We start from the raw sequence: 16388 nt of genomic DNA, 5'->3' as shown, positions 1-16388 counted from the left end.
GGGGGACCGGCCGCCGTCGTCGGCGCAGGGGCGGCCCGGCACCGCCCGGAGTTGCTAACCTTGGACACTGACCCGCCACACCGGGCCGGGCCGCCGCCCGCGGCACCCACCGCGGCGCACCGGCCGCCTCCCTCGACGAAAGCAGCTTTCGACCCGTGTTCAATTCACTGTCCGACCGGTTGACCGCCACCTTCAAGAACCTCAAGGGCAAGGGCCGCCTGACCGAGGCGGACGTCGACGCCACCGTGCGCGAGATCCGCCGGGCGCTGCTCGACGCCGACGTCGCCGTCCCGGTCGTCCGCGAGTTCACGGCCGCCGTCAAGGAGCGCGCCCTCGGCGCCGAGGTCTCCGAGGCGCTGAACCCCGGCCAGCAGGTCGTGAAGATCGTCAACGAGGAGCTGCAGAACATCCTGGGCGGGCAGACCCGCCGGATCCGGATGGCCAAGACCGGGCCGACGGTCATCATGCTCGCCGGCCTCCAGGGCGCCGGCAAGACCACGCTGGCCGGCAAGCTCGGCAAGTGGCTCAAGGACCAGGGCCACCGGCCCCTCCTCGTGGCCTCGGACCTCCAGCGGCCCAACGCCGTCAACCAGCTCCAGGTCGTGGGCCGGCGCGCGGGCGTGCCCGTGTACGCCCCGCACCCGGGCACCACCTCGGAGTTCGACGACCCCACGGGCGACCCCGTGCAGGTGGCCCGCGACGGCGTCGCCCACGCCCGGGCGCGCCTGCACGACGTCGTCGTCGTGGACACCGCCGGCCGGCTCGGCATCGACGAGGCCCTCATGGCGCAGGCCCGTGACATCCGCGACGCGGTCCGGCCCGACGAGGTGCTGTTCGTGATCGACGCGATGATCGGCCAGGACGCCGTCAACACCGCCCAGGCCTTCAACGAGGGCGTCGACTTCACCGGCGTGGTCCTCTCCAAGCTCGACGGGGACGCCCGCGGCGGGGCCGCGCTGTCCGTGGCCTCCGTGACCGGCAAGCCGATCATGTTCGCGTCCACGGGCGAGAACGTCGACGACTTCGAGCAATTCCACCCGGACCGCATGGCGTCCCGGATCCTGGACATGGGCGACGTCCTGACGCTGATCGAGCAGGCCGAGAAGCAGTGGGACCGCGCCGAGGCCGAGAAGATGGCCCAGAAGTTCACCGACCAGGAGGACTTCACCTTCGAGGACTTCCTCGCGCAGATGCAGCAGCTGCGCAAGATGGGCTCGATGAAGAAGATGCTCATGATGATGCCCGGCGCCGCCGGGATGCGGGAGCAGCTGGAGAACTTCGACGAGCGCGAGATCGACCGGGTCGAGGCGATCGTCCGCTCCATGACCCCGCACGAGCGGGTGGCCCCCAAGATCATCAACGGCTCCCGCCGCGCCCGCATCGCCAGAGGCTCCGGGGTGACCGTGTCCGAGGTCAACCAGCTCATGGAACGCTTCGCGCAGGCCCAGAAGATGATGAAGCGGCTGGCCCAGGGCAAGGGCGTGCCGGGCATGCCCGGCGGGATCCCGGGGATGCCCGGAGGAGGCGGGCCGGCCCGCAAGCCGGCCAAGGGCAAGGGCGCGGCCAAGAAGAAGGGCGGCTCCCGCTCCGGCAACCCGGCCAAGCGCGCCCAGGAGAACGCCGCGCTGGAGCAGCAGCGCAAGCAGAAGGCGCCCGCCGGGTCGGCCTTCGGCACCGGCGGGACCCAGCCGGACCCGGCCGACCTGAACCTGCCCAAGGGCTTCGAGAAGTTCCTCGGGCAGTGATCGGCCGATGAGCTCCTACCTCTCCGAGCCCGAGCTGAAGAAGTTCGTCGACTCGCTGCCCACCCGCCGCCTGGCCGCCGAGGCGCTCATCCGGGACCGGCGCGGCCGCGTGCTGGTCGTCGAGCCCAACTACAAGTCCGACTGGACCGTGCCCGGCGGCACGGTCGAGGCGGGGGAGGACCCCCGCACCGGGTGCTTCCGCGAGGTCGTCGAGGAGATCGGGCTGCACTTGCCCGCCGGGCGGCTGCTCGTCGTCGCCCACGGGGTCGCCATGGGGATCTGGGGCGACTCCGTGAGCTTCGTCTACGACGGCGGCGTCATCGACGCCGACACCCCCATCACCGTCCAGGAGGAGGAGCTGCTCGGCCACCGCTGGGTCGCCCCCGGGGAGCTGGAGCAGTACGTGCGGTCGGCCCTGGCCCACCGATTGCGGACCGGTCTGGCGGCCCTCGAGGACGGGACCACCGCCGAGCTCGTCGACGGGCCCCGCTGAGCCTCCAGGCACGGCGCGTTCCGGCGGCCTCGGGGGCCCCGCGCCGAGGGCCCCGGAGCCCGTCCGGGGACGTTTCCGGGCAGGGGAGGGGCGCGGCCGACCGCGTAGCATGGGAGCCATGACCTCACTCCCCGCCGACGACATCGCGTCCCCGACGTCCACGTGGGACCTGGTTCCCGCCACGGTGCTCAGCACCACGGAGACCGACGGTCCGGACCGGCCCGAGCCCCGGCCGGCGTGCGAGGACGTTCGCCCGGTCATCGCCGGGCACCGCCTCATCGGCGCCTGCGCCGACGGCCCCCGGGCCGCGCAGCTGATGTTCGTCTCCGACGCCGAGGGGCGGCTCGCCCGCGCCGCCGAGGACGGCTCCGTGGAGCCCGGCTGCACCCTCGAGGAACTGGCCGGCGACCTCGCCCGCAGCACGGGGCGGCAGCTGCACCCCGAGAACCCCGGCCTGCGCCGCGTGCTGCTCGTACGCCTGGACGCCCCCGAGCTCCCCCTGTTGGCCGCCCTGTCCGGGACCGGGTTCACCGCCGTCTCCCGGCACGGGTGGTCCGTGGTCGTCTTCGACGGCGAGCTCGACTACTGGGCCGTGCGCACCGGCCTCGACGAGACCGCCGTCGTCCTGTCCTCGGACGGGGCCACCCGCTCGTTCGAGGTCCTGCTGGCGGGGGAGGACCCCGCCGACGTGACGGAGCTCGACTCGGCCGACGCCGTCTGCGTCCTCGAGTGGGGCCCGCCGTGGCAGCCGGCCGGCGGGCTGCCCGCCGGGAGCGGGCGCACCCCCGCCGGGCAGTTCGAGCAGGACCTCGTCCGCCTCTGCGCCGGCGGGACCTCGGAGCTGCAGATCGAGTCGGTCGCCTCCGTCTTCGACCTCGACCCCGCCGAGACGAACCGGCTGCGCAACTACGTGGGCGGCGGATCGACCGACCTCGTCCTCGAGTCGGTGCTGCAGCTGGTCGGGCTGCCCGTGCTCGCCGCCAAGATCGCCGAGGGCCGCCGCGAGATGGCCGACCTCGAGGACGCCCGGCACTACGAGCCCACGGCGATGGGACCGGCCCTGCTGCGCGGGATGACCACCGAGCCCACCGGGGACGGGCTGATGGCGCGGTATCAGCGTGCCGTGCTGCGCCGCCCCGAGCTCCTGCTGGCGCTCGCCGGCACCGAGGCGGCCCTCGGTCTGGGACTCGCGGGCGCCGCCCGGCGGGGCGGGTCGGGCGCGCGCGTGCTCGGGACCCTGTCCGCGGCGCTGCTCGCCGACGCCGCGGCGGAGAGCGCCTACTGGGCCACCGTGCGCCGGGCTCGCCGCGGGTCGGCGCGGGCGGTCCCCGCGGGGCTGCTGCGCCGGTTCTTCGGCCTGCCCGAGGGCTGAGGCGGCGCTCGGGCCGGCACGGGCCGGGAACCGGCCGCGCGCGGCGGACGCCGGACTTGACCGCGTCTGGCATACTGGACGGGTACTCGATGCGTGCGGTCCCTCTCGCCGCACGTTTCTCGTGTCCACGGAGCACCTGCGACCGGCCCACCCCACAGGAGCGGAACCAGGCGCTCACCTCATCCAAGAACCAGGAGAGTCCACACCAGTGGCTGTTAAGATCCGACTCAAGCGCATGGGCAAGATGCGCGATCCCCGTTACCGCGTCGTCGTCGTCGACTCCCGCAAGAAGCGCGACGGCCGCGTCATCGAGGAGATCGGCAAGTACCACCCGACCGAGCACCCCTCCTACATCGAGGTCGTCTCGGACCGGGCCCAGTACTGGCTCGGCGTCGGTGCCCAGCCGTCCGAGGCCGTCGCCGCCATCCTCCGGGTGACCGGCGACTGGCAGCGCTTCACGGGCCAGGAGGGTGCCGAGGGCACCCTGCAGCAGCCCGAGGCGAAGTCCGAGTTCGTCGCGCCCGACAAGGGCTCGGTGATCGTCCCCGAGGCCATCACGCCCAAGGGCGAGAAGGCCGAGACCGAGGCCCCCGGCGCCCAGACCGACGACGCCCCCGCGGCTGACGCCGAGAAGGCCGAGTAGTCGTGCTCGCCGACGCGTTGGAGCACCTCGTCCGCGGGATCGTGGACAGCCCCGATGACGTCGACGTCCGCCTCAAGAGCGGGCGCCGGTCCGAGACCCTCGAGGTCCGCGTCCACCCGGACGACCTCGGCCGGGTCATCGGCCGGCAGGGCCGCACCGCCAAGGCCCTGCGCACCGTGATCGGCGCGCTCTCGGAGAACGGACCGGTGCGGATCGACGTCGTCGACACCGACCGCCGCCCCCGCTGAGTCGCCCTTCCGCGCCGTCCGCACGGTCCCCGCATCCCACCGGATGCGGGGACCGTGGGCTTTCCGGCCCCCGCCGTCCGCACCCCGTTCCGCGGCCTCCCGGCCGCCGCACCCCAGGAGCACCATGAAGGTCCAGGTCGCCCGCATCGGCAAGCCCCACGGCATCCGGGGGGAGGTCACGGTGCAGCTGTTCACCGACGTTCCCGAGGAGCGCTTCGCGCCCGGCACCCGCCTGATCGTCGAACCGCCCACCCCGCTGGCCCCCGAGGGCGAGCTCACGGTGCGGCGGGCGCGCTGGAACAAGTCCGTGCTCGTCGTCGCGCTCGAGGAGGTCCCCGACCGCAACGCGGCGGAGCGGCTGCGCGGGGCCCGCCTCCTCGCCGAGGCGCAGGACGAGGACGACGAGGGCGACGAGTGGTACGAGCACGAGCTCGTCGACCTCGAGGTGCGCACCGGACCGGCGGACGGCTCGGGTCCCCGCATCGGCGTCGTCACCGGCCTGCGCACCCAGCCGGTGCAGGACCTGCTGGAGGTCGAGCTCGACGACGGCCGGCGCGAGGCCCTGCTGCCCTTCGTCGAGGAGATCGTGCCGGTGGTGGACCCGGAGGGCGGCTTCGTGGTGGTCACGCCCCCGCCGGGGCTGCTCGAGCTCGGCCTCCCGGACGAGGTCCCCGCCGCCGGGACCCGGGGAGAGGGGATCCCGGGGGCCGGGCCGGAGGACGGGCGCTGATGCGCATCGACGTCGTCAGCATCTTCCCCGAGTACCTCGCCGCCCTGGACCTGTCCCTGATCGGCAAGGCCCGGCAGCAGGGGCTCCTGGAACTGACCGTGACCGACCTGCGGGAGTTCACCGGCGACCGGCACCGGACCGTCGACGACACCCCCTACGGCGGGGGAGCGGGGATGGTCATGAAGCCGGAGCCCTGGGCGCTCGCGCTCGCGGCCGCGCTGCGCGCCGGTCACGGCGGGGCCGACCCCGCGGCGCCCGCTCCCGTGGGGTCCGCTCCCGTGGGGACCGCCGGGGGCGGGCGGCCGGTGCTCGTCGTCCCCTCCCCGGCCGGGGAGGTCTTCACGCAGGCCACGGCGCGGGAGCTCGCCCTCCGGGAGCACCTCGTCTTCGCCTGCGGACGCTACGAGGGCATCGACGAGCGCGTGGTGGACTGGGCCGGGGAGCACTTCGAGGTCCGGCCGACGAGCCTCGGCGACTACGTCCTCAACGGCGGCGAGGTCGCCGTGCTGGCCATGGTCGAGGCGATCGGACGGCTCGTGCCCGGAGTGGTCGGCAATCCCGAGTCCCTCGTCGAGGAGTCCCACTCGGACGGACTGCTCGAGTACCCCGTCTACACCAAGCCCGCCGTGTGGCGGGAGCGCCCCGTCCCGGAGGTCCTGCTCTCCGGCCACCACGGCCGGATCTCCCGCTGGCGCCGGGACCGCCAGCTCCAGCGCACCGCGGCCCGCCGCCCGGACCTCGTGGCGGCGCTGGACCCGGCGGTACTGGACCGCTCGGACCGCGCCGTGCTCGCCGAGGAGGGCTGGGTGGTCGCCGGCGAGCACGTCGTGCGCGCGGACCCCTCCGGGCACGACGCCCCCGGGGCACCTGTGGCATAATGGGCAGCTGTGCGTCCGCTGGGCACGCCCCTGCCGCAGGGGGACGAGCGACCGACAGCGTACGCCCGGGGCCTCCGCACGAGGCTCCCGCACCCCACGTCTCGCGGACTCCGCACCCGGCCCGGACCCTGTCCGGGCCCCACCACGGAGCCGTACCGACCCACGTGAGCGACCTGCGGCGTTCACCAGGAGAACAGCCATGAACATCCTCGACCAGCTCGACGCGAAGTCGCTGCGCAGCGACGTCCCCGACTTCCGCCCGGGCGACACCCTCAACGTCCACGTGAACATCGTCGAGGGCAACCGCTCCCGCGTGCAGGTCTTCAAGGGCTTCGTCCTCGGCCGCCAGGGCGCCGGCGTGCACGAGACCTTCACGGTCCGCAAGGTCTCCTTCGGCGTGGGCGTGGAGCGCACCTTCCCGGTGCACTCCCCGGTCATCGACAAGATCGAGGTCGTCACCCGCGGTGACGTCCGCCGCGCGAAGCTGTACTACATGCGCGACCGCCACGGCAAGGCCGCCCGCATCCGCGAGAAGCGCGACAACACCACCGCGAAGCCCGGCAAGGCCGCGAAGCCCGGCAAGGCCGCGAAGCCCGGCAAGTAGGACGGCGCGCCCCGGTGACCACCGGAACCCGGGCGCGGGACCCGCTCACCACCGGGTCCCGCGCCGATCCGCGAGAACGCCGGCCCCGGTTCTGGGGCTGGCGTTCCGTCGTCCTCGCGCTGCTGGTGGCCGGGCTGCTGTCGGGGGTGCTCCGCGCCGCCGTCGTCGACGTGTACTGGATCGGCTCCGACTCGATGCGCCCGACGGTCGAGCCGGGGGACCGGGTGCTCGTGAGCAAGCTCGTGGAGCCCTCGGACCTGGAGCACGGGGACCTCGTGGTCTTCGACGGCCGGGGCAGCTTCGCCCCGCTGCACGACGACGCCCCGTGGCCGGAGCGGCTGCTGCGCACGGTGGGCGGGTGGGGCGGTCTCGCCGGCTCCGACTCCGTCTACCTCAAGCGTGTGGTCGGCCTTCCCGGGGACACCGTGCACTGCTGCGGCCCCTCCGGGCGGCTGGTGGTCGGCGGCGAGGAGATCGTCGAGGACTACGTCCTCCCGGGGGACCGGCCCAGCGAACTCGAGTTCACCGCGGTGGTCCCCGACGGCCGGCTCTGGCTCATGGGCGACCACCGCTCCGTGTCCGTGGACTCCCGCAGCCTGCTGGGCGCCCCCGGCGGCGGCATGGTGAGAGCGGATAAGGTCATCGGTGAACCCGTTGCTGTGCTGTGGCCCCTGGACCGGGCCGGGCAGCTCTGAGGCGATCCGCACGGATCCGGACCCGGGGGCCCGAGGGCGCCCGGCCAGGAAGGACGAGAGCAGTGGCCGACAGGACCCCGCCCGCGGGCGACGGCGTGCCCCGGGAGCACCGGGACGCGGACCCTTCCGGCCCGGCACCCGGGCCGGACGTCGCGCGCGGCCCGGCGCCGGCAGGGGACCCGCCGCGGCGGTCCCGCCGCGACGGTCGCCGGAGTGCCCGGCGCGGTGGCGAGAAACAGGCCGGAGGCGAGGGATCGGACACCCTGTGGGGGTCCGTCCGGGAGATCCTCCTCGTCCTCGTCTGGGCCGTGCTGATCGCCTTCGTGGTCAAGACCCTGCTCGTGCGGGGGTTCTACATCCCCTCCGGCTCCATGGAGAACACGCTCCAGCTCAACGACCGGATCTTCGTCAACGTGGTCGAGCCCACGTTCGGGCCGCTCGAGCGCGGGGACATCGTCGTCTTCGAGGACACGAAGGGGTGGCTGCCCGAACGGCCGGACACCCCCGCGGGACCCGGGGACGCTGTCTACAACGCGCTCGCGTTCGTCGGCGTGCTGCCCGACCGCACCGACCAGCACCTCATCAAGCGCGTCGTCGGCGTCGGCGGGGACCGCGTGGTGTGCTGCGACGACTCCGGCCGGATCACCGTCAACGGCGAGTCCCTCGAGGAGCGCGACGCCTACCTGTTCCCGGGCTCCGCGCCGTCCGAGATCTCCTTCGACGTGGTCGTCCCCGAGGACCACTACTTCGTGATGGGCGACCACCGCGACGCGTCCGCGGACTCCCGCGTGCACTTCCAGGAGCTCGTGGAGAACGGCGCCTTCATCAACCACGACGACGTCGTGGGAACCGCCTTCGTGATCGCCTGGCCGCTCGACCGGTTCCAGTGGCTCCAGAACCCGGACGAGGTCTTCGGCGACGTTCCGGACCGGGCCGCCGGTGGGTCCTGAGCCCCGGCGGCAGCGGCGCTCCCGGGCGCCGCGCGGCAGGGCGCCCGGGCTCGACGTCGAGCGTTCCCTCGAGCGGCCCGGCGCGAGCGTCGTGGCCGGGATGGACGAGGTGGGCCGGGGCGCCCTGGCCGGACCGGTCACCGCCGGACTGGTCGTCCCGCCCCCCGGCGCCGCACGGGGCCTTCCGGGCCTGCGGGACAGCAAGCTCCTGAGCCCCGCCCGGCGCGAGGCCCTCGTGCCGCGCATCCTCGCCTGGAGCGCCGCGAGCGGCGTGGGACACGCCTCTCCGGCGGAGGTCGACGCCCTCGGCCTGACGGCCGCCCTGCGGCTGGCCGGACGCCGGGCCCTGGCGTCGGCCTCGGCCGGCGGCCCCGCCCCCGACGTCGTGCTCCTCGACGGCGCGCACGACTGGCTCACGGACCCCGGCGTCGTCCCGCTGCTCGACGGCCCGGCCGCGGACGGAGACCCGGCCGGGCCCGTGCCGCAGGAGTGGACCGGGACGGTCGTGACCCGGGTGAGGGCCGACGTGACGTGCGCGTCCGTCGCGGCCGCGAGTGTGCTCGCCAAGGTGGAGCGGGACCGGATCATGACCGGGCTCGCGGGGGACTGGCCGCAGTACGGTTGGGACAGCAACAAGGGCTACGGCGCGATGGGGCACCGCCGGGCCCTCGCGCAGGACGGGCCCACGCCGCACCACCGGCTGAGCTGGCGGCTCGTCGAGCCGCCGGCCCCGGCCCCACCGAGCACGAGCGGAGACGAGACGACATGAGCGCCGAAGAACTCGAGAACTTCGAGACGGACCTGGAGCTGCAACTGTACCGCGAGTACCGGGACGTCGCGGGGCTCTTCCAGTACGTGGTCGAGACGGACCGCCGCTTCTACCTGGCGAACTCGGTCCGGGTCGAGCCCGTCGAGACGAAGAACGGCCTGTACTTCGACGTCGAGCTCAAGGACGCCTGGGTGTGGGACGTCTACCGCTCCGCCCGGTTCGTGAAGCACGTGCACGTCATGAGCTTCCGGGACGTCAACGTGGAGGAGCTGGCCCACGCGGACCCCTTCTCCGTGACCGGGGCGGCCGGCAGCGCCGGGCCCACAGCCCCCTGACCCTCCCTGCACACCCCGTCGTCCAGGCCTCCCCGCCGCTGCGCGAGGGTCACGATGGAGCCGTCAGGACGGAGCGGTGACGGGCCGACGGTGAGCAGGGGGTCCGGTGCACGGGGGACTCGGGGCGCACGGGGAGGCCCTCGCCGCCGCCCACCTGCAGGCCCTCGGCTACCGCGTCCTGGAGCGCAACTGGCGCTCGCGCCCGGCGCGGGACGGTCTCCGCGGCGAGGCGGACCTGGTGACCGAGCACGAGGGGCATGTCGTCGTGGTCGAGGTGAAGACGAGGTCGAGCCTTCGTTACGGCCATCCTTTCGAGGCGATCACGGCGCAGAAGGTCCTGCGCCTGCACCGTCTGGCGGCCGCGTGGGCCCGGGCCCACGGGCGTGATCCCCGGCTGATCAGGGTCGACGCCGTGGCCATCACGATCGCGAACGACGGCAGCCCCTCGGTCGAGGTCCTGAGACAGGTCATCTGAGGGACGGCGCGCTCCCCGGCGGCGTGACACGGGTCCCCCGACGTGCCAATGTTGAGGTGTCGATGACCAGGGAGAACCACGGAGGTGTGCTGTGGTCGTTGCGGGACCGTCCACCGCTCCGCGACGTGCCGCGACACTCGCCGCCGCGGTCGCACTGGCCGCCACCGGGTGCAGCGCGCTCAGTGCGGCGGAGCCGGACGTGGTGGCCCAGGAGCCGGGCACCGTGACCAAGGCCCCGAGCGGGCTGACCCCCGGTCCCTACGCCCTCACCACGGAGGAGGGCGCCGTCATCAGCTTCGACCTCCCCACCATCCCGGCCCCCGACGACGAGGTGGAGTCGTTGCGGCGGGCCCTGGACGTCGAGGCGGTCACCTACGTCGAGCTGCACATCGACAACACGCGGGGCGCCCGCGCCGTGGAGATCGACGACCTCAAGGTGATCAGCCACGAGGGTGGCCAGTTCCCCTTCCAGCCCGCCGCCGAGGTGCTGGCCGACTGGGACCCGGACCGCTCCCTCGAGGGCGGCTACTGGGACGCCGACGGGACGCCCCTGGACCCGCAGGAGGGCGCCGCGCTCGACGCCCGCACGCACGCCCTCATCGCCCACTACACCGGTCCCGTCCCGGCGGGCGCCCAGGGTCACGAGCTCATGATCGGGGACTTCGAACACCTGCCGGCAACGTTCGACGACGTCGAGCTGTCCCCGTACCCGCACCGGCGGGCCCTGGTCCCGGAGCCCGTGGGCCACGGCCCGGACCGGCTCCAGTACCGGGCGCACCGGCCGCCTCCGGTGCCCCGCGACCGGGCCGAACGGGTCCAGGGTCCCGGACCGGTTCCGCAGCCCCCCGTGGCGCCCGCCGAACCGGTGGCACAGCCCGCCGCGGAGCCGCCGGCGCAGCCCGCCGCGGAGCCGCCGGCGCAGCCCGCTGCGGAACCGGCGGGTCAGCCCGCCGCCGTCCCGGACTGCACCGACCCCGCTTCCCCGGCCGGACCCGGGGAGCAGGCCGCCTGGAACGCGGCCTGCGTGCCGGTCGCGGTGGATCCGCCGACCGCCGGGCCGGCTCCTGCGCCGAGCACCGGGCCCACGTCCCAGCCCGCTCCGTCGCCCAGCCCGGCCGGAGGTGAGACGATCGGCACCGCCGGCGACCTGTCGGGGCGCCCGGAGGATCAGGACGGTGGCGGCCCGACCGCCGCGCCCTCCCCGCCGGCCGCCACGACCGAGCGCCGGCCCCGGCCCACGCGCTCGCCCACCGCGCCACCGGCCCGCGAGACAGTGCCCGAGCCGTCCGGTGAGGACCCGTCCGTCTCGGTGTCCGAGGCGTCCGACGCCGCCGGCGACGGCACGGCCGGCGCCGTTCCGCCGCCCCGGCAGGAGCCGTCCTCCCTCCCCAGCGCCGAGGCCGGGCACTGATCGTCGCCGCCGCTCCACAGCCGGGGGCCCGGGACCGACGCAGCCCCGCGGCGACGGGGAGCATGAGGGTCCAGGAGGTCCCTCATGCACAGTCCCCGCTCCGTCCCGCACGCTGATCCCCGCCACCGGGAACCCCGATCCCGGGGCGTCACCACATCCGGTCGTGCCACCGTGCCCCTCGGCACGACCGGGTCCGGGGGCGCTCCCGTGCTCCCGGGCGGAGCCCGCTGATGGGCTTCGCCCGCACGTGGGCGGTGGCCCTGATCGGGCTCGACGGCGCCATGGTCGAGGTGGAGGCCGACATCGGCCAGACCTTGCCGGCGTTCTCGATCGTCGGCCTGCCCGACGCGGCGCTCAACGAGGCCCGGGAGCGGCTGCGCGCGGCGGCACGCAACAGCGGCATGCCGCTGAGCCCCCGGAAGCTGACCGTGAACCTCACCCCGGCCACGCTGCCCAAGCGCGGCTCCCTGTTCGACCTGGCGATCCTCATGAGCGCCGTGCAGGCGGCCGGTGACGTCCCCGGCACCGGTCGCACGGTCTTCCTCGCGGAACTCGGACTCGACGGCGCGCTGCGGCCCGTGCGCGGGATCCTGCCCGCGGTCATGGCGGCGGTGCGGGCCGGGCACGAGCGCATCGTGGTCGCCGAGAGCAATGCGGCGGAGGCCGCCCTGGTGCCCGGAGCCCGCGTGAGCGGCTTCACGTGCCTCGCGGACGTGCTGGCGTCGGCCGGGGCCGACCCCTCCCGGCTGCGGCGCCCGGCGCCGGCCGGAGGTGCACCGCCCCGGAACGGGCCGCCGTCCGTGCCGCGGCCGGCCCCCGACCTCGCCGACGTCGCCGGGCAGGCCGACGGCCGGCTGGCGCTGGAGATCGCCGCCGCGGGCGGGCACCACCTCCTGATGGTCGGCCCGCCGGGGTCGGGCAAGACCATGCTGGCCGAGCGCCTGCCGGGGCTGCTCCCGGACCTCCCGGACGACGCCGCGATGGAGGTCACCGCCGTGCACTCCCTCGACGGCGCCGCCGGAGGCTGCGCCGAGCTGATCCGGAGACCACCCTTCGAGGCGCCCCACCACACGGCCTCCGCAGCGGCCCTGTTCGGCGGCGGGCCAGGGATCCCGCGACCCGGGGCCGCCTCCCGGGCCCACCGCGGGGTGCTCTTCCTCGACGAGGCGCCCGAGTTCGACCGCGGCGTGATCGACGCCCTCCGCCAGCCCCTCGAGAGCGGCCGCATCACGATCGACCGGGCGGTCGCCTCGGCGGTGTACCCCGCCCGGTTCCAGCTGGCGCTCGCGGCCAACCCCTGTCCCTGCGGTCGGGCCGGGGGGCGTGGGGACCGGTGCTCGTGCACGCCCAGGGGGCGACGCGCCTACTTCGGAAGGCTCAGCGGTCCGCTGCTCGACCGGGTGGACCTGCAGATCGCCGTGCCCAGCCTGTCCTACGGGGAGCTCGCGGTCGGCGCGGGGCGGGGCGAGGCGACGGCCGAGGTCGCGGCCCGTGTCGCCCGGGCGCGGGCCGCGCAGGCCGAGCGTCTGCGCGAGCTCGGAGTGCGCACCAACGCCGAGCTGGGTGTCGACCTCCTGCGCGGGGTCCTGCGCCCGCCGCCCCCTGTCACGGCGCCGCTGGAGCGGGCCATGGACCGCGGCGCACTCACCGCGAGGGGGCACCAGCGGGTGCTCCGGGTGGCCTGGACCCTCGCCGATCTCGACGGGCGCGACGTCCCCGCCGTCGAGGACGTCGACACGGCACTGTACTTCCGCTCCCTCGTGCCCGCCTGAGGCCGAGCAGTGCGTGCCGACCCGGTGCGCGACCGGCGCACGCTACCGTCCCGGAGAGGACCGATCATGAACCACGACCAGCCGAACACCCCGCGCCCCACCGAGGACCCCGCGCGCCTGGCCCGCGCCGGGCTCTGCCGGCTCGCCGAGCCCATGGACACGACCGCCATGCTGCTGCTCGCCGCGCTCGGACCGGTCGCGGCGTTCGAGATCGCCACGGCGTCCCGTCCCGCCGGCACCGCCGAGCACGCGGCCTTCGTGCGGGCCGCGGCGCAGAGCGGCGGCAGCCGGCGGCAGGCGGACCTCCGTGGGGGCCTGGAGCGCTGGTCCGCCCGGGCCCGGGACCTCGACCCGGCACGCGACCTGGAGACGGCGGCCCGGGCCGGGGCGTGGTGGGCCGTCCCGGAGGACCCGGACTGGCCCCCGGCGCTCGCGGACCTGGGACTGTTCCAGCCCGTGGGACTGTGGGGCCGCGGCGACCGGCGGCTCCTGCCGTTCCCGGCCGACCGCTCCGTCGCGCTCGTGGGGGCCCGGGACTGCTCGACGTACGGCCGCCAGGTCGCCATGGACCTCGCCGGGACCATCGCCGCCCGTGGCTGGACGGTCGTCTCCGGGGGCGCCGTCGGCATCGACGAGGCGGCGCACTCCGCGGCCCTGGCCACCGGCACGGGCGCTCCGTCCACGGTCGCGGTCATGGCCGGCGGCATCGACCGGCTCTACCCGTCGGCCCACCAGGACCTGTTCGCCGCAGTGCAGGCCCGGGGGCTGCTGCTGTCCGAGGCGGCTCCGGGCGCCATGCCCAGCCGCTACCGCTTCCTCCAGCGCAACCGGATCATCGCCGCCCTCGCGGCCGGCACGGTGGTCGTGGAGGCGCGCTGGCGCTCGGGATCGCAGAGCACGGCGCGCCACGCCGAGGGGCTCAGCCGGGCGGTGGGCGCGGTGCCCGGCAGCGTGCACTCGGGCACGTCCGCGGGGTGCCACCGGCTCCTGCGCGAGGGCACGGCCGTGCTGGTCACCGATGCCGAGGAGGTGCTCGAGCTGATCCAGCCCCTGGGCACGGCCTTCGCGTCGGAGCCGACGCTGCCGCGGGCCCCGGAGGACGGACTCGGCGAACCGGACCGCCGGCTCCTCGAGTCGCTGCCCCTCACGGTGCGCAGCCGTCCGGACCACCTTGCCCGGGTGGCGGGACTGGCCGTCCGGGACGTGCTCGGCGGCCTCCGCCGGCTGGAGGAGCGCGGTCTGGCCGACGCCACGCCGGAGGGCTGGCGCCGCCGGGACGCCGCACTCCGGAGCGCTGCTCCGGAGCTCCCGCTCTAGACTTCCCACATGACGACCGACGCCGCAGACCTGCCCGCGGCCGTGGTCCGGGCCCTCGAGCAGTACACCGCGCACCTGGTCCACGAACGCGCCCGCAGCCCCCGCACGGTGCACTCCTACGGCGCGGACCTGCGGGCACTGTTCGGGTGGTTGCACGTCCACCACGGGGTCGACGCACCGGCCGCGGTGGACCTCGACATGCTCCGGGGCTGGCTGGCGGAACGCCACGCCGCGGGCGCGGGCCGGAGCTCCATGGCCCGCTGGACGGCGTCCGTGCGCGGCTTCTTCGGCTGGGCCGAGGCCACGGGCCTCGTCGGCCAGGACCCCAGCATCCGGCTCGCGGCCCCCGGACGGCAGCGACACCTGCCCGAGGTCGTGGCCGCGGACGGGATGCGGGAGCTCCTCGACGACCTGGCGGCCCGCTCCGCCGCCGTCTCCGGGGACGCGCACCGGGACGCCCTCACCGCCAGGGACCGCGCGCTGCTGGAGCTGCTCTACGCCACGGGGGCGCGGGTGAGCGAGCTCACCGGCGCGGACGTCGACGACGTCGACCGGACCCGCCGGGTGCTCACCGTCCTCGGCAAGGGCGACCGGCAGCGCACCGTGCCCTTCGGAGGACCGGCCGACGAGGCGCTCCAGCTGTGGCTGGAGCGCCGTCCCGCGCTGTGCCCGCCGGCCGGTGGGCCGGCACTGTTCCTGGGCGCCCGGGGCGCGCGGATGGACGCCCGGCAGGTCAGGCGGGTCGTGGAGCGCGAGCTCGGGCACGTTCCCGACACGGCCGCGCGGAGCCCCCACGCGCTGCGGCACTCCGCGGCAACCCACCTCGTCGACGGGGGAGCCGACCTGCGCACGGTGCAGGAGCTCCTCGGCCACGCCTCCGTCGCCACGACCCAGATCTACACGCACGTGTCCGTCGACCGCCTCGGCGCCGTCTACCGGCAGGCCCACCCGCGCGCCTGAGCGCCCGCCCGTCCGGGACGCCGCCGGAGCTCGCGCCCGCCCGGCGCCCCCGGAGCACGCGCCCGACGGGTCAGCGCCCGCGCACCTGCCCCCGGGACGCGGTGGGTCCCCGTGGGGGCGTGCCCGACCCGGGCCGAGCACCGTCGGACGGGCCGGACGCGGTCTGCCGGGGGTGGGCGGGTTGACGCCCGGAAGACGTTTGCAGTTGAATGAGTTGCGGATTGTACTCAACGTCTCGGACAGGGTAAGGACCCCGGTCCCGGGACGGAGGGTGCGGCACCCGGAGCTGCCGGACGCCGTGCGGGCCTCGAATCCCCGCGGCCGGCCGGGAGCACGGACAACTGCATCGCCCGGTCGCACCGCCACCGGGCGGGTGGGACGGGCTCCGTGCAGGGCGTTGGGGAAGACGTACCTACACGACGGAGGAGCAGGTCATGTCTTCACCCACCACACGCGGAGTGCTCTACGTGCACTCCGCCCCGCGAGTCCTGTGCCCACACATCCAGTGGGCGCTGGAGTCCGTCGCGCGCCAGCGGACCGAGCTCGAGTGGACCCCCCAGAACGCCGAGCCCGGCGCCGTGCGCGCAGAGCTGGAGTGGTCGGGCCCGGCGGGCACCGGGGCCCTGCTCGCCTCCGCGCTGCGCACGATGGGGCGGCTGCGGTTCGAGGTGACCGAGAACCCCAGCCGCGGCCACGACGGGGCCCGCTGGTCCTTCACCCCGGACCTGGGCATCTTCCACGCCACCACGGACGCCGCCGGGAACATCATGGTCTCCGAGGACCGGATCCGCTACGCGTACGAGACGGCGGCCGGCAATCCGCTGCTGGTGATCAACGAACTCTCCATCGCCCTCGGCGAGGCCTGGGACGAGGAACTGGAACCCTTCCGGCACGCTGCCGAGGGCGCCCCCGTCCGCTGGCTGCACCGCGTGGGCTGACGGCACGCGCGGCCCACGCCTCCGGGGGCCGCGATCCCGGACACGGGCCCCGG

At 75.2% G+C, this 16388-nt stretch carries 18 protein-coding genes; all 18 read left to right on the top strand.

Annotated elements, in window-relative coordinates; all coding sequences use genetic code 11:
* Positions 1 to 155: 155 nt before the first annotated feature.
* Entirely contained in the window at positions 156 to 1745 is a 1590-nt protein-coding gene (gene ffh, locus ACH9EU_RS10745) for a signal recognition particle protein (protein ID WP_396413926.1), read from the top strand.
* A gap of 7 nt (positions 1746 to 1752) precedes the next feature.
* The gene (locus ACH9EU_RS10740) at positions 1753 to 2238 is read left to right on the top strand and encodes an NUDIX domain-containing protein (RefSeq protein WP_396413925.1); all 486 of its coding nucleotides are present in this window, start codon (positions 1753 to 1755) and stop codon (positions 2236 to 2238) included.
* Between the two features lie 118 nt (positions 2239 to 2356).
* Positions 2357 to 3610, top strand: coding sequence for a hypothetical protein (locus tag ACH9EU_RS10735; RefSeq protein ID WP_396413924.1), 1254 nt, complete (start codon positions 2357 to 2359; stop codon positions 3608 to 3610).
* A 208-nt stretch (positions 3611 to 3818) separates the two neighbouring features.
* The gene (gene rpsP, locus ACH9EU_RS10730) at positions 3819 to 4253 is read left to right on the top strand and encodes a 30S ribosomal protein S16 (RefSeq protein ID WP_396413923.1); all 435 of its coding nucleotides are present in this window, start codon (positions 3819 to 3821) and stop codon (positions 4251 to 4253) included.
* Between the two features lie 2 nt (positions 4254 to 4255).
* Positions 4256 to 4501, top strand: coding sequence for an RNA-binding protein (locus ACH9EU_RS10725; protein WP_396413922.1), 246 nt, complete (start codon positions 4256 to 4258; stop codon positions 4499 to 4501).
* Positions 4502 to 4625: 124 nt separating this feature from the next.
* Positions 4626 to 5231, top strand: coding sequence for a ribosome maturation factor RimM (gene rimM, locus ACH9EU_RS10720; RefSeq protein WP_396413921.1), 606 nt, complete (start codon positions 4626 to 4628; stop codon positions 5229 to 5231).
* Entirely contained in the window at positions 5231 to 6109 is an 879-nt protein-coding gene (trmD, locus tag ACH9EU_RS10715) for a tRNA (guanosine(37)-N1)-methyltransferase TrmD (protein WP_396413920.1), read from the top strand. The genes rimM and trmD overlap by 1 nt, the downstream gene beginning before the upstream one ends.
* A 199-nt stretch (positions 6110 to 6308) precedes the next feature.
* Entirely contained in the window at positions 6309 to 6713 is a 405-nt protein-coding gene (gene rplS / locus ACH9EU_RS10710) for a 50S ribosomal protein L19 (protein WP_396413919.1), read from the top strand.
* Between the two features lie 14 nt (positions 6714 to 6727).
* The gene (gene lepB / locus ACH9EU_RS10705) at positions 6728 to 7408 is read left to right on the top strand and encodes a signal peptidase I (RefSeq protein WP_396413918.1); all 681 of its coding nucleotides are present in this window, start codon (positions 6728 to 6730) and stop codon (positions 7406 to 7408) included.
* 62 nt (positions 7409 to 7470) lie between these two features.
* Positions 7471 to 8358 (top strand): signal peptidase I, encoded by an 888-nt coding sequence (lepB, locus tag ACH9EU_RS10700; protein ID WP_396413917.1) that lies wholly within the window; start codon positions 7471 to 7473, stop codon positions 8356 to 8358.
* A complete protein-coding gene (locus tag ACH9EU_RS10695) occupies positions 8348 to 9127 on the top strand; it encodes a ribonuclease HII (RefSeq protein ID WP_396413916.1) in 780 nt (259 codons plus the stop codon). The genes lepB (ACH9EU_RS10700) and ACH9EU_RS10695 overlap by 11 nt, the downstream gene beginning before the upstream one ends.
* A complete protein-coding gene (locus tag ACH9EU_RS10690; RefSeq protein WP_396413915.1) occupies positions 9124 to 9462 on the top strand; it encodes a DUF2469 domain-containing protein in 339 nt (112 codons plus the stop codon). The genes ACH9EU_RS10695 and ACH9EU_RS10690 overlap by 4 nt, the downstream gene beginning before the upstream one ends.
* Positions 9463 to 9568: 106 nt before the next feature.
* Positions 9569 to 9937, top strand: coding sequence for a YraN family protein (locus ACH9EU_RS10685; protein ID WP_396413914.1), 369 nt, complete (start codon positions 9569 to 9571; stop codon positions 9935 to 9937).
* Between the two features lie 91 nt (positions 9938 to 10028).
* Complete coding sequence (locus ACH9EU_RS10680; RefSeq protein ID WP_396413913.1) at positions 10029 to 11348, top strand: hypothetical protein; 1320 nt, start codon at positions 10029 to 10031, stop codon at positions 11346 to 11348.
* Between the two features lie 230 nt (positions 11349 to 11578).
* A complete protein-coding gene (locus ACH9EU_RS10675; RefSeq protein ID WP_396413912.1) occupies positions 11579 to 13120 on the top strand; it encodes a YifB family Mg chelatase-like AAA ATPase in 1542 nt (513 codons plus the stop codon).
* Between the two features lie 66 nt (positions 13121 to 13186).
* Positions 13187 to 14437, top strand: coding sequence for a DNA-processing protein DprA (gene dprA / locus ACH9EU_RS10670; RefSeq protein ID WP_396413911.1), 1251 nt, complete (start codon positions 13187 to 13189; stop codon positions 14435 to 14437).
* 9 nt (positions 14438 to 14446) lie between these two features.
* Entirely contained in the window at positions 14447 to 15397 is a 951-nt protein-coding gene (locus ACH9EU_RS10665; protein ID WP_396413910.1) for a tyrosine-type recombinase/integrase, read from the top strand.
* A gap of 434 nt (positions 15398 to 15831) precedes the next feature.
* On the top strand, positions 15832 to 16335 hold the full coding sequence (locus ACH9EU_RS10660; protein ID WP_396413909.1) for a DUF3145 domain-containing protein: 504 nt from the start codon (positions 15832 to 15834) through the stop codon (positions 16333 to 16335).
* Positions 16336 to 16388: the final 53 nt, after the last annotated feature.

This window comes from Kocuria rhizosphaerae (assembly GCF_044462265.1).
Taxonomy (GTDB): domain Bacteria; phylum Actinomycetota; class Actinomycetes; order Actinomycetales; family Micrococcaceae; genus Kocuria; species Kocuria rhizosphaerae.
This window is presented reverse-complemented; position numbering and strand designations above follow the sequence as displayed.

Coding starts and splice junctions, on each gene's coding strand:
- ACH9EU_RS10740 (WP_396413925.1), top strand. CDS start 1,753: ATGAGCTCCTACCTCTCCGAGCCCGAGCTGAAGAAGTTCGTCGACTCG.
- ACH9EU_RS10735 (WP_396413924.1), top strand. CDS start 2,357: ATGACCTCACTCCCCGCCGACGACATCGCGTCCCCGACGTCCACGTGG.
- rimM (WP_396413921.1), top strand. CDS start 4,626: ATGAAGGTCCAGGTCGCCCGCATCGGCAAGCCCCACGGCATCCGGGGG.
- trmD (WP_396413920.1), top strand. CDS start 5,231: ATGCGCATCGACGTCGTCAGCATCTTCCCCGAGTACCTCGCCGCCCTG.
- rplS (WP_396413919.1), top strand. CDS start 6,309: ATGAACATCCTCGACCAGCTCGACGCGAAGTCGCTGCGCAGCGACGTC.
- ACH9EU_RS10690 (WP_396413915.1), top strand. CDS start 9,124: ATGAGCGCCGAAGAACTCGAGAACTTCGAGACGGACCTGGAGCTGCAA.
- ACH9EU_RS10675 (WP_396413912.1), top strand. CDS start 11,579: ATGGGCTTCGCCCGCACGTGGGCGGTGGCCCTGATCGGGCTCGACGGC.
- dprA (WP_396413911.1), top strand. CDS start 13,187: ATGAACCACGACCAGCCGAACACCCCGCGCCCCACCGAGGACCCCGCG.
- ACH9EU_RS10665 (WP_396413910.1), top strand. CDS start 14,447: ATGACGACCGACGCCGCAGACCTGCCCGCGGCCGTGGTCCGGGCCCTC.
- ACH9EU_RS10660 (WP_396413909.1), top strand. CDS start 15,832: ATGTCTTCACCCACCACACGCGGAGTGCTCTACGTGCACTCCGCCCCG.